Below are 12,817 nucleotides of genomic sequence, written 5' to 3' on the forward strand. Positions count from 1 at the left end.
AAGCAAATCTAATTTACTTATATTATCGGCGTCAAAAATTATTCGTGCATTATCAATAACTGAAATTAACTTATGAAGCTCTGATAGTGATGCGCAAATAGTAATTGAAGAATGAAATTCATTACTTTCATTATCAAGGATACCAGATATCACATCATTAAAAAAATATCTAATTAGATCATATTTACTGAATATTATTATATTAGACATGCATTAGCTCAATTGTTGAATTTTAAATATGGCAATACAGAGAGCAATGTATTATTACAACCCAAAGAATGGTTCTGGCGGAAAAGCATATTGATTTTGTTGAACAGCTCAAATGTGAGTTTTATATCCATTTAAGCTGTTGCTAAAGATCATCTCCAACAATAAACAGGTGCGATAGTTAATTAAATGTCACCAGCATTTCTGCCGATGCCGTTACATTCCCAATGGGTAAACTCGTGCCACCAGAGCATAAACGCCAGGTCAGTTGATTATTGATAACTTTGGTTGCTTCAGTCGCCAGAATATTACCTATTTTAACCACCGAGTTATCAAAAGGCAGCCCACTGGTGCCAGTACATACACCGCTGCCCGTCACTCCATTATTAATTTCGCCAGTGATATAACCACCTCCTTGCGCCAGCGCCAAACGGGTCGGTTGATTTTCGTATAAACTGGTTAATGCTCTGAATTGCAGGTTGATATTGGCATTTATTCGGTCAGATGCTTGCGAACAAGCAGTCATTATAGGAGAAGAATAAGTGGCTAACTCGGCTCCCACCTGCGTCAGGCGTTCGACGCTACCAAAATTAATCATCGTCGGTGTTGAGACGGTACATTCCAATGTCGAGATACGTAATGTAATACTTGGCGGTAAAATAGTGACGCCCCTATCTCCCGAAGAAACATAAGAAAAACTACCAAAATACATTGCAGGTATAATGGCTTCACTGCTCACTTGAGTCCCGTCAGCAACCAATACCCATGTCCCTGCGAGTTGGGCAATTCGCTCAGCATCAGCCTTATAAAAACTTCCGCTATCGGAAAATGATGGCGGTAAACACCACTCTAATCCAGTTGGACTGTACACCGTCATACCGCTGGCTACCTTACCCTTAGTCTCGGGTAAACCAATGGTTCCGGTAATGCTATCAGGCGTTCCATCGTATCGTACGTAGCTCACGGCCCCACTCGCCCGAGGAATTAATCCCACCCCCGGCGCTATTTGTAATGCCTTATAACCACCGATGTTGGTAAGTACGTTGTTCAGCGCACAGACCCCAAATCTATTAGAAATACTTAATAATGAATAACTCGAAGTAAACCGCGGACTATCTAGCGGCCCAGATAATGTCTCATTGAAAGGCATCCCTTCCCAAATAATACCGCTGCCCTTACCAATAGTAATAGTCTCGGCCCTAACCGACTGAGTTATGCCCATTAAAACGAGTAATAGCGTTAGCAGGTATAAATACCCTTTTCGATATATTTGGCCATTTATTGTTGGTGTTTTCATTCGATCATATTCCGTGCTGTTTTCAGTAACTGATAATGTCAGGCGCATATTTATGCTCCCTCACAGCGAGCGGTCACTGTGCGTATTGGGTTATTGGCTGATGGCGCTTCAACTTTATTTAGATTAAATACCGCCCGGCACTGTTGTTCGGCACTGCTGCCCCACTTCACCTGCAACTGGCCTTTTTCCGGCAATCCGCTCAGGTACACCTGCCCGTTATCACCGACAATACCGGTATTGGTTTTGCCATCACTGGCGTTATCAACTGTCACCAGCGCCCCGAAAGGCAGTGGCTGATTGCCTTGTTGCAAGGTGACCAGCGCCTGATAACCGACGCGGGTGGCAAAGTTCGCCATCACCACCGCCCCTTTGGTCGGATAGACATTCAAACTGGAGTGCGTGATATCGACATCATCCGGCAAGGTGGTCGGGTTCAAACTGATGCTGTTGTTTTGGTAGTTCGACAAGTAAGGCACCACCGCATAGCCACGGCTGTCAGTGCGCACATTGCCGTTCATCACACTCACGCCACCCGCCCCCGGCGCACTCACAATGGCGGCCGAACTGCCCAACATCTGGCTGAGTGTCACGCCGCCCGGATGGACTACCACCGCACCATTGCCGCCCATATTTAATGAGCGCGATTGGCTGCCATAGCTGTAACCCATATTGGCCATGCCTTTGCTGCCCTGATAACCGGCATTCAACGAGCTGGTGCTCGGAGTATTGCCATTTGACCAGCCTTGCATCGCGCTATAAGAGAGACGATCATCCAACGCGCTGCCGCTGATACCGGCCTGCTGTTGTACCTGCCCCTGATTATTATGGGTCATCTGGTAACGGGCATAACTGCGACTGGCAGACTGAGCCTGACTAAACAGGTTCAAAGGAACCTGCATATTCAGCGATAATTGGCGGTCTTCCGGCCAGTCACCCTCGCCTTTGACCCGATTAATGCTGTAAGCCAGCCCATAACTCACACCACGGTAGCTGCCGTTATAGCCAGCCGATACCGTATTCATCACTTTGTCATTACCCCAAAAATCATTGCGTTGTAATGACAAATAGGTTGAACCCCATGACCCCAGTTGCTGATTGAGCTGCACCTGGAAATTAGAGCGTTGCCGCTCAAGCGCCCAAGGCACCTGCCCCTCACTGAGCTGATAGCCCTGACTGTTAAAATCGGAAAAACTGTAATAATGGCGGGTGGAATAGCGATAAGCCGCCAGATCTATTGAGGTGCCGGTTTCCAGCAGACTCTTGGCATAACGAATCCGATAAGAACTGCCTTGCTGGCGGCCATCTTGACCGGCCAGCGTGGTGCTTGAGGTGGTGATATCCGCCGACAGCGCGCCGAAACTCCCCAATGACACACCGCTACCGGCGACCATAGAGGCATAGTCCTGCGCCACCAGCCCGCCGCCATACAAGGTGACGTCGTAAGGCAGGCCATAGATTAATGTGCCGAGCACAAAATCGGATTCTTTCGAACCAGTGGTGATCCCGCCGTTATAGCGCCCGGTGGTGAGCTCATATTTGAGGCTCCCGGGGCGGCGCATCACTGGCAGAGATGACAACGCCACTGTTTGTGTACGAACGGTGCCATCAGTTTCGGTGATAGTTACCGTCAGGTCACCGCCCTGCCCAGTCTGGAACAGGTCATTGATACGAAAAGGCCCCGGAGCCACAAAGGTCTGATACACCACATTGCCGTTCTGACTGATAGTGACCCGAGCGTTACTTTGCGCAATACCGGAGATGACCGGAGCAAAGCCGCGCAGACTAATCGGCAGCATATCGTCACTGGAATTGAGCTTGATGCCACGGAACGGGATACTGTCGAAAACGTCGTTTTCGGTATTACTCTCCCCCACTAATATTTCTGAACGCAGAGCGGCGATATCCCGTTGCAGATAAGTGTTGGAAAACTGGGTTTGCTGGTTGTTCTGACTGTCGCTATTGCCACCACGACTCTCGTTGTAGGTGTAAGTCATATCACTGCGCAGCCGCCATGCCTGCCAGTTCAACCCACCGCGCACACTGGCAAACAGGTTGGTTTGTACCGTATTCCCGCCGTCGTATTGACCATCCTGCCAGTTGCGCCCTCCGTTGGCGCTGTAATTCAGCAGCAGGGCCGGAACGCCCTGATCCCATAAGGCGGGATCAACTGCACCTTGGGTATTAGCCTGCATAGCTATCTGTGGAATGCTGAGTTCCAGCCGTTGCTGCGCAAAATCAAACCGGACGCGTGCCTCGGGGATCAGCTCATTGATATTGTCGATAGCAACATCCGGCGGCAATCCGACAAAAGCGGGCAACGCCTGAGTATTTACCCCCATCTCATGCAGAAATGCAGGGGTTAATTCCGGCTCCACTTTCCCTTGTTTATCGGCTTTAAACATCACCTGGTGCTGGCCTAAATCCACCTGATTGACAAACAGTGTCACCAGGTAACTTCCCGCAGGGATCTGGCCTGCAGTCTCAAAAGCACTCAAATCTGTAGTAGCAGATTGCCCGCCGGTCAGCGCCAGCAAACCAGGGTCAAAGTAATCCCGCGCACTCGCAGGCGTCGTTGCTGTCAGGAAAGCAACGCCGACCAACGATGGCAATATTGTTAATTCAGCGTGGTGGATTTTCATTTTTCTTCTATCCATTACAAAGGTCAGAGGTCATATCAAAGGACTACAAATTTTGATGATTGAAAGGTGTATCCCAACCATCTTCATCAATTAACTGCCAGCTCACATTGCCGGTGGCACCTTCTGGCAAGCGGTACTGGCGCTGACCTTTAGGCGGAACCATCAATCGAAGCTGGGCTTTATCCATTTCGCGAGTCCCGACGTGAAGCCTGGAAAAAGTCAGCCAGTAAGGTGTCGGATTGTCTGCAATCAGCACATTGCCTTCACGACGAAAACTCAGTTGTGACGACACATCGGCTACCGCTCGTTTAGCCAATCCTTCAGGCCGGTAGAAGACTTTCATATTGCTCACCACGGTGAGCGCCATCTGCCCGGCTTGCGCACCCTTGTCAGTCTCTTGCTGCGCTGGAATGGCTTTCATTGAGATAAAAAACACCGATTCACGATCTGTCGGCAGCGGTTCACCATTACGTCGGATGCGCAATGTCAGTTCACTATTCGCTTCCAACCGAGCCAGTGGCGGTGTGACGATAAAGGGCATCGCCCCCTGATCCGTACTCGTCATATTCACATCACCAGTAATGGGATCGACAGGTTGTATCCAGGACTGCATTAAGTACGGCGCGGCACTTTTGTTATAGGCCGTCAGGCTGACGCCTTTTTTCTCGGTCTCAGGATAGATAACCCGCAACACGTAAAACGAAATCCCCGGCTTATTGGGGGCCGTTTGGGCAGCCGCAAAGCCAGAAAAAAGAGTGAGTAAACACAGCCCAAAAGCAATGAGGTATTTGGGAAAGACAAAACTCATGATGTTTCCTTGATTGACGACACTGCTTGCTGACATTGAGTCGATAACCCACCGAAATCATTGATGGTTTGCCATTTAGCTTGTGTCACGGGCGCGGAGACTGAATAAGTCGCAGTACTCATCGGGGCCACCATTGAGGGTTGGTTATCCAAATCGATAGTGGTGTGATTCAGCACCAGTTGCCCCAGCGTCTGGTAGTAAGGTGTTGGATTGTTCACGCGCACGCCTTGAGCTGTCGCGTTGAACTCCAGGCCACAAGCGGCGGTATCTTGAGAAACAGCCAGACCCGTTGGGCGATAAAACAGCTTAATCATAAAGCGCAGCCCCATAGAGACCTGATTGCTGGCACTGTTCTGTTCTGTTTGTGCCGGAATACCGACTACCGAGAGGTAAAACAGCGACTCACGATCAGTGGGCAGGCCCGCGGTATCCTGCGGCAAAATACGCAGCAACTGACGGTTATCAGCGCGCAATGGAAAAAGCGGCGGCGTGATAATAAAAGGAGCTGATGCAGTATCATCAAGATTACGTTGCACCCGACTCTGAATAAGATAGGTTTGGTTATCACTGTTTTTTACGGTCAGCGTCTGGGCTTTGTCCGTCGCCAAAAACACCATGCGCGTCTGGCTCAGGCTGATACCGCCCACATTGGCTGCAATGGTATTTTCAGTTGCCAGCAGCAGTAGCAAAAATACGCTGATTCTGGCTGGCAAGGAGGCGCGAACCGGTAGCATAGTGACCTCAGCGATAAACAAGATTAAAGAGCACCCGGGCGTTCAATTCACCAGGTTGTAGATTGCCGCACTCTGCAGCGTTGCCGCAGGTCACACCGGCATAAAACGTGATGCTCTGGTTAACTGGATTTACCCCTGTGGCTGCCAGTGGGATATCGTCACCATTCTTGACTTCGAGTTGATTGTAATTAGGGGGTGTCTCTGTTTTTACCAACATCACCCCCATACCACTGGCGACAGAATCACTGCTACGAAACAACCACTTACCGCTCTGAATCATCCCTTCACCACTGACATTCACCACTGGCGTAAAACTGGGATGAGTACCGCTACAGGCTTGCACATTAAGAGTGAAAGGCTCGGCTCTCACCAACGCATTAGCGGTGAGTTGAGATTGAGCAATCGGGCCCAGTGACAGGACGCTTTTATTCAGGCTTAAAGTGCAAGTCCCCGGGTTCAGTACCGCCGAGAAATTGAGCGTCACCGCAGATAGCGGGGCTGCAAACAGCCCTTGCAACCCGAGGACGATGGCAAATAAAGAGAGGTTACGGCAGAGTCTGATTGAAGACATTAATGCCCCCTTCGTCATTGATCGTCTGCCACTGAACCTTGCCGGTGGTGACTGAACTTGGGTAGGTATGATGACTAAATGGCGCGATCATCAATGCTGCAGGGCTATCGAGTTTGGCGGCCTGATCACCTATTTTAAGGCTGGCAAAACTGACAAAATACGGTGAATTGTTGCTGACTTTAATACCGTCTTTTACCCGGGAAAATTGCAGATCCCGCTGTGCTGCGGCGGATGACGATGGCAATCCTGACGGGCGGTAAAACAACTTGATAATATTACCGACGCCAAATTGCACTGTCCCACTGACGCCTGCTCGTTGATTACCCGACTCAGGCATGGTGCTGGCTGGAATAGCGCTGGCATGAAAAAAGAATACTGACTCATGGTTATTTGGCACATTCACGTTTTGAGCCACGATACGAATTTGGTTAGTGCTGCCCGCTTCCAGACGAAATAGCGGTGGCGTAACCGAAAACGGTGCCGCTTCATATTTATGCTGCATACGGCTTATTCCGGTTTGCACCAGATAAGGTGTTGCAGCCAAAGTATTACGAACTGTCACACTAATACTGGGGGCACCCTGAGGATAAATCAGCCGGGTGGCGTTGATACCAAATCCTTCCGCCTGTGCCACGAAAGGCGAGACAAGTAAGGGCAGTATCAAGGAAAAAATAGGGAAGAAACGGGGCATTCTACGGCTCCTGTGGGATAAAAAAAGCGGGCAATAATGCCCGCTTGAGAACAGAGATAAATCAGTTGTAGGCAAAGCTGAACAGGATAGGTGCGCTAACAGCACCAATATCTGCTGCTGTTGCAGAGGTTGAAGCCAGACCAGCTTGTAAGCTCAGAGTCTTGGTATTGAAATCACCTGCCGCAGGTGTAGAACCGGCGGTCGCAACGATCAGTTTGTCATTGTTGTTGATAAAAGCAGTCGGAGTAGCGACCTTGCTCAGCATGATGCCGGTGTTGGTGCCGGTGGTGTTAAACATGTTCGGGTTACCGCCCAGTGTCTGACCTGTTACTACCAAACCCGCGGTATCACCAGCAGCCAATGGGTCCTGACAGTTGTTCAGACCAACAGTGAAAGGCTTAACGCTGGCAGCAATCGGTGTGGCGACAGAAGTAAATTCGCTACGTGTGTAGTTACCCAGATCCAGATTATTGGTAGACAGGCTGACGTCACACGTCGCTGCAACCACGTTGGCCGTGATAGTCATCTGGGCATTAGAAGCCGCCTGAGCACCGCCAGTAGTAGCCAGTAACAACAATGCAGCCGGAGCCAGAGTTAATAAATTCTTACGCATGATATTTCCTTATTTAAATGGTATACCCGATTACTCGGAATTGGTTGTTATAAAAGCCATAGATAAATAAACCCATAAATTGGTTTATTACCTATGTATAAGCATTCAACACTTACTTACTCCCCAGACATAGCTAATGTATGAATGAGATTTTCTTCATTTCTTGATGATATTTTATGAGTTAATACGTCTGACCTCTTGATGATTCAAAAAGTCATCAATATAAATATAATCAAAAAATTATGAGCCGCACACTAACTCAACTTACTGATAAAAAAGAATAATAGTTTTAATATTAAGATCTAATAGATGCAAGAAAACTATATTTGCCCGCACTCCTTAAGAACGTAACGTTATGTAGCTTTAAAAACTATTGAAAGAATTATACTCGATTTTTTTATCTGGTAAATACAGCATGAGTGGGTGATTGGACTAACAAATCAAAAACATAGCATATTTTGTTCTGGGAAAATGGTGATATATGACAATTTTAGACTGACTATTTATTTATTGTAGGGTTTTAAACCCAATTAATAAGTTAATCCCAGATAAAGAAACTTAATAAAGAAATTTTTAAAATCCTTAAAGTCATACATTGATGTAGGAGCAATCTAATAATAAACTATTATTCTAAATAAAATGTGAATGTAAAGTTATATGGCAAATATACCTCACCTATCACTCTGATTTGTATTTACTAATTTAAATTTAGTCAATTAACATGCATATATGTAAATTTAGGTAAAAATAAATTAAATTTAACCATTTGTTTTAATTGAATTTTAAATCGATGAAGTGAGAGCGAACCAGACACAGCATCTCTATCGCTATTTGAGTCTTTCATTAAACGTGGTTATCGGGCGGGAACTGTAATACGAGGAACATAAATACCACCACTACGCTGGTACAGATTACCCCCCTGCACCAGCGGCTGTATGACCCCCGATGTATGTAGGAGAGGCTACGCCTTTCGTATTTATGAATACGAACCAAATCAAATATGCATACAATAGCGAAGGGAAACCAACACTACTTAAATATTATTAATACTTATCAATAGATTAAAATGAAATTCTTGATTCAGAATCTAATATTCTTATTGCGCTAAATCATACTTAATACCCACACAGTTATGCTGGCTTTTAATTTAACATAACTTATTGTGCACTTGGCAAAATCTCGAGAACCACTTCGGACGGACGACATAAACGAGTCCCAATCGCGGTCACCACAATAGGCCGGTTAATAAGAATGGGATATCTCAGCATAAAACCAATCAGTTGCTCATCGGTGAATATATCGTCTGACAATCCCTGTTGCTCATAAGGCTCAACGTTCTTACGTAATAATCCTCTTACAGTTATTCCCATATCCGCAATCAGCTTAACCAGCTCATCGCGGCTTGGTGGTGTTTCCAGATAATAAATAATTGCGGGTTCTGTTCCACAATTACGAATAAGCGCCAACGTATTGCGGGATGTTCCACAGGCTGGGTTGTGATAAATGGTCACGTTATTCATAATGCTTTCTCGTTACAAAGTGATAGAAAGGCGCAATGCCAGTGCAGCCAGCGTGACAAACAAGATTGGTAGGGTCATGATAATTCCAGTACGGAAATAGTATCCCCAGCTAATATTCATGTTCTTCTGTGATAAAACATGCAGCCAGAGCAAAGTGGCCAGACTGCCGATTGGCGTAATTTTTGGCCCTAAATCACAGCCAATCACGTTGGCGTAAACCATAGCTTCCTTAATCGTGCCAGAGGCCGTACTGCCATCAATAGACAAGGCACCAACAAGTACTGTCGGCATGTTGTTCATAATAGAAGAAAGAAATGCTGTCAGAAATCCCGTTCCAAAAGTAGCAACCCACAGTCCATGTTCTGCCAGTTGATCAAGTACACCAGAAAGGTAATCAGTCAGCCCCGCATTGCGCAGGCCATACACCACTAAATACATCCCAAGCGAAAAAATCACAATTTGCCAAGGTGCATTGCGGACAATCTTACTGGTATTAATTATATGTCCTCTTTTTGCCACCATGAATAGAGTCACTGCACCAACAGCAGCAATTGCGCTTACTGGAACGCCGAGTGGTTCCAGAACAAAAAAACCCGCCAACAACAAAATCAAAACGATCCAACCGGTTTTGAATGTCGCCGGATCTTTAATGGCTTTACCTGGTTCTTTTAGCCGGGAGATTTCGTAAGTAGCGGGAATATCCTTACGAAAGAATAAATGCAACATGATAAGTGTTGCGATAATAGCAACGATATCTACTGGTATCATTACAGAGGCATATTTAGCAAAGCCAAGTTTAAAGAAATCAGCAGAGACGATATTCACTAAATTAGACACAATCAGTGGCAAACTGGCCGTATCAGCAATAAACCCAGCGGCCATAACAAACGCCAGTGTTGACCCCTTACTAAAGCCTAACGCCAACAACATAGCAATTACTATAGGCGTCAGAATAAGTGCAGCACCATCGTTCGCAAACAGCGCCGCAACTACAGCCCCTAATAATACAATATAAGTAAATAATAACCGTCCGCGTCCCCTCCCCCAACGAGAAATATGCAATGCTGCCCATTCAAAAAAACCTGACTCATCAAGCAACAAACTAATGATTATCACTGCAATAAAAGTGGCAGTCGCATTCCAGACAATATTCCAGACCACCGGAATATCAACAACCTGTACTACACCGGTCATTAAAGCCAGCGCTGCACCCAAAGTCGCACTCCACCCAATGCCTAATCCTTTAGGTTGCCAAATAACCAAAGCAATAGTCAGGATAAATATTGCACCTGCCAACAACATAAAACCTCCCATAGGACTGTATAAACGGCCCTATTTGTTAATGTGATAAGTTATTTCGTAAACTACCCATGCTATCTGTGGGCTTGCCCTTATAATTCACATTCGTTTTTTCATATATGTTAAGGTAAAAAAATTACCTACAACTTCTCTTATCGTTGGAAGTGCAATTCGCCGTCGATAAGTTGCGTGTCATCTTCTGGACTTCATCCTGTTGGCTTAACCAGGCTTGATCTATGACTTGTGCTGCCCATGAAGGAATATGTGGAGAGAGGCGATAATGTACCCATTTTCCTTGTTTGCGATCTAGCAGTAACCCACTATCTCTAAGCATAGCCAGATGGCGTGATATCTTTGGTTGGGGTTCATTAAGAGCGGTACAGAGATCACAAACACACAGTTCACCGAGTTCTTTGAGCAACAGCACTATACCCAGACGGGTTTCATCAGATAAGTTTTTGAACAATTGCAGCGGCGTTAAAAACATTATTTTCTCCTGAACATATCAGGCTTAGAATACCGTGCATAAAAATAAAATCAACGATATATATGAAAAATCATATGTGAATATCTAAACTATCAGTTGCTCAATAATCCTTGCCATGTGATACGCACCAGCAAACCTGATGCGGGCAAAATAAATATCGCGACCATAAGCGTTGTTCTGGCTTTTGACGCTTATTGTTACAATGTTATGATAAGTGTCTGAGAGTCATTGAAATCATGATAATAAAGGATACGTTTTGAACACAAGAAGCAGAATGCGGTTGTGGCCACGGTTGGCGCTATATGCAATGGCTATCTTGCTCGTCGCTGGGTGCTCAAATAAATCGGATCGTGACTACGCCAAATTGCCAAAAGGTAGTTACAGTGATAAATCCTACACAGTCAAAAAGGGCGACACCCTCTATTTTATAGCCTGGATCAGTGACAGTGAAGTCAGTGACCTTGCCCGTATCAACAAACTAAAACCCCCTTATCGGCTTGAAGTTGGGCAGAAATTGCGGCTTGATAGTTCGAGTTCAACAGGGCGTCTGACGTCAACTAAACGCAAATCATCAAGTACTGCGCTGGCTAAATCGACACCGCCACCTGGTGCAAGCCGTTGTTGGCGTTGGCCCACTAGCGGCCAAATAATATCGAAATATTCTACTGCCGATGGCGGCAACAAAGGGATTGATATTGCGGGTAAACGCGGGCAGCCAGTCTATGCTTCAGCCAAAGGAAAAGTAGTGTATGTCGGGAATCAACTGCGTGGCTATGGCAATCTCATCATGATTAAGCACGGCGAGGATTTCATTACCGCTTACGCCCATAATGACACCATGCTGGTGAAAAATGGTCAGGATGTTAAAGCTGGACAGAAAATAGCTACCATGGGGAGTACAGGAACAGATACCCTAATGTTGCATTTCCAAATTCGTTATCGGGCAACTGCACTTGACCCACTGCGCTATCTGCCCGCGCAAGGAACAACACCTAAATGCTAGCTGATTAAGTTCTTATGCTGTCGCAGATAGATAAAAGGCTCCTGTTCGGGAGCCTTTTAGGTTAATGACAAAGCTATTATCGTTCAGTGAGTGAAGGGTTGACCATCCCTAGGGGCACTTCAATGGCTACGCCATTACGATCCCAACGGCACGTCTCCCCTTCATTAACTTTGTCAGAAGCCTTGTTTTTGATAGTTATTACTATTATTACGCCAGAATTTGTTTCACGAATGCTTTGATTTCTTCAACCTGACAGTTATCAAAGAAACACTGCTGGAAACGCTCGCCACTCACGGCTGTTTTCACCAATTCCGGATCGATAGCGCGCAGTGTGTCCAGATAGTTGTCTTTTACTACAGCCGCTTTCACCTGGTTCAAAATACCCGCGTTACGCACTTGCGGCTCTTTACGATCCAGTGGGTAGCCTTCACCTTTCACGCCAGTGAACGCTTTTTCAAAGATGTAACGCACATTCAGTTCAGCACCCCAGCCAAAACCTTTGGCGAATGGCAGCGACAGTGCATTACCGTTGTTAATTTGAGCAAACAGGAAAGCATCTGCTGGATCGATACAATAGCCGCACACTACACCTGGATGAATGTTCAATGACATCATTGCACCCTGGCCCGTACCGCAACCTGTGACCACAAAATCAACGGCTTTAGCATTAAGCAGGATGCTGGCCATAATCCCCAGATGAATATAAGTCAGGTGATGGTCGTTCTCATCACTCATACCTACGTTATATACCGGATACGCTTTTTCTGAGGCTACGGCGTTCAGCTCTTTCAGGATGATTGCGTTTTTACCCGCCTGGCTGTTTTCCATCATCAGTGCGATTTTCATTTATTATCTCCGTTGCGCCAACGAGCTTTAACCCATTGGGTGTGATAGTTAGACTTGACTGTGCAGACCATAGCAACTTGGAAACAAAATTTCAATTTTAAT

At 46.2% G+C, this 12,817-nt stretch carries 11 protein-coding genes and 2 pseudogenes; 1 reads left to right on the forward strand and 12 read right to left on the reverse strand.

All coding sequences use genetic code 11. The annotated features are described in order from the left end of the window. From FTB31_RS06665 to FTB31_RS06715, 11 genes and pseudogenes are all read right to left on the reverse strand, one after another. Positions 1–210: pseudogene (locus FTB31_RS06665) on the reverse strand (response regulator transcription factor); the annotation flags it as partial. 178 nt (positions 211–388) lie between these two features. Continuing rightward, positions 389–1,171 carry a hypothetical protein gene (locus FTB31_RS06670; RefSeq protein WP_227722922.1) on the reverse strand — a complete coding sequence of 261 codons (783 nt, stop codon included), beginning with the start codon at positions 1,169–1,171 and terminating at the stop codon, positions 389–391. 383 nt (positions 1,172–1,554) lie between these two features. Beyond that, the gene (locus tag FTB31_RS06675; protein WP_077295227.1) at positions 1,555–4,143 is read right to left on the reverse strand and encodes a fimbria/pilus outer membrane usher protein; all 2,589 of its coding nucleotides are present in this window, start codon (positions 4,141–4,143) and stop codon (positions 1,555–1,557) included. Between the two features lie 43 nt (positions 4,144–4,186). Next, positions 4,187–4,951 carry a fimbrial biogenesis chaperone gene (locus FTB31_RS06680; protein ID WP_077175416.1) on the reverse strand — a complete coding sequence of 255 codons (765 nt, stop codon included), beginning with the start codon at positions 4,949–4,951 and terminating at the stop codon, positions 4,187–4,189. After that, positions 4,948–5,706, reverse strand: coding sequence for a fimbrial biogenesis chaperone (locus tag FTB31_RS06685; RefSeq protein WP_227731236.1), 759 nt, complete (start codon positions 5,704–5,706; stop codon positions 4,948–4,950). The genes FTB31_RS06680 and FTB31_RS06685 overlap by 4 nt, the downstream gene beginning before the upstream one ends. Further along, positions 5,693–6,256, reverse strand: coding sequence for a fimbrial protein (locus tag FTB31_RS06690; RefSeq protein WP_077295229.1), 564 nt, complete (start codon positions 6,254–6,256; stop codon positions 5,693–5,695). Before FTB31_RS06690 ends, FTB31_RS06685 begins: the two co-directional genes overlap by 14 nt. Next, a complete protein-coding gene (locus tag FTB31_RS06695) occupies positions 6,231–6,947 on the reverse strand; it encodes a fimbrial biogenesis chaperone (RefSeq protein ID WP_077295230.1) in 717 nt (238 codons plus the stop codon). Before FTB31_RS06695 ends, FTB31_RS06690 begins: the two co-directional genes overlap by 26 nt. 61 nt (positions 6,948–7,008) lie before the next feature. Then, entirely contained in the window at positions 7,009–7,560 is a 552-nt protein-coding gene (locus FTB31_RS06700) for a fimbrial protein (protein ID WP_077175420.1), read from the reverse strand. 1,160 nt (positions 7,561–8,720) lie between these two features. Then, positions 8,721–9,080: pseudogene (gene arsC, locus FTB31_RS06705) on the reverse strand (arsenate reductase (glutaredoxin)); the annotation flags it as partial. Positions 9,081–9,092: 12 nt separating this feature from the next. Next, the gene (locus FTB31_RS06710) at positions 9,093–10,382 is read right to left on the reverse strand and encodes an arsenic transporter (protein WP_050075446.1); all 1,290 of its coding nucleotides are present in this window, start codon (positions 10,380–10,382) and stop codon (positions 9,093–9,095) included. Between the two features lie 133 nt (positions 10,383–10,515). Continuing rightward, the gene (locus tag FTB31_RS06715) at positions 10,516–10,866 is read right to left on the reverse strand and encodes a transcriptional regulator (protein WP_050075445.1); all 351 of its coding nucleotides are present in this window, start codon (positions 10,864–10,866) and stop codon (positions 10,516–10,518) included. Between the two features lie 274 nt (positions 10,867–11,140). On the opposite strand from FTB31_RS06715, the gene actS reads away from it, so the two are divergent. Further along, on the forward strand, positions 11,141–11,869 hold the full coding sequence (actS, locus tag FTB31_RS06720) for an amidase activator ActS (RefSeq protein ID WP_175628117.1): 729 nt from the start codon (positions 11,141–11,143) through the stop codon (positions 11,867–11,869). A gap of 207 nt (positions 11,870–12,076) precedes the next feature. Here actS and FTB31_RS06725 read toward each other — a convergent pair whose 3' ends face one another. After that, complete coding sequence (locus tag FTB31_RS06725; RefSeq protein WP_050075443.1) at positions 12,077–12,715, reverse strand: RpiB/LacA/LacB family sugar-phosphate isomerase; 639 nt, start codon at positions 12,713–12,715, stop codon at positions 12,077–12,079. Positions 12,716–12,817: the final 102 nt, after the last annotated feature.

Origin of the sequence: Yersinia proxima (genome assembly GCF_902170785.1) — a bacterium.
Lineage (GTDB): Bacteria > Pseudomonadota > Gammaproteobacteria > Enterobacterales > Enterobacteriaceae > Yersinia > Yersinia proxima.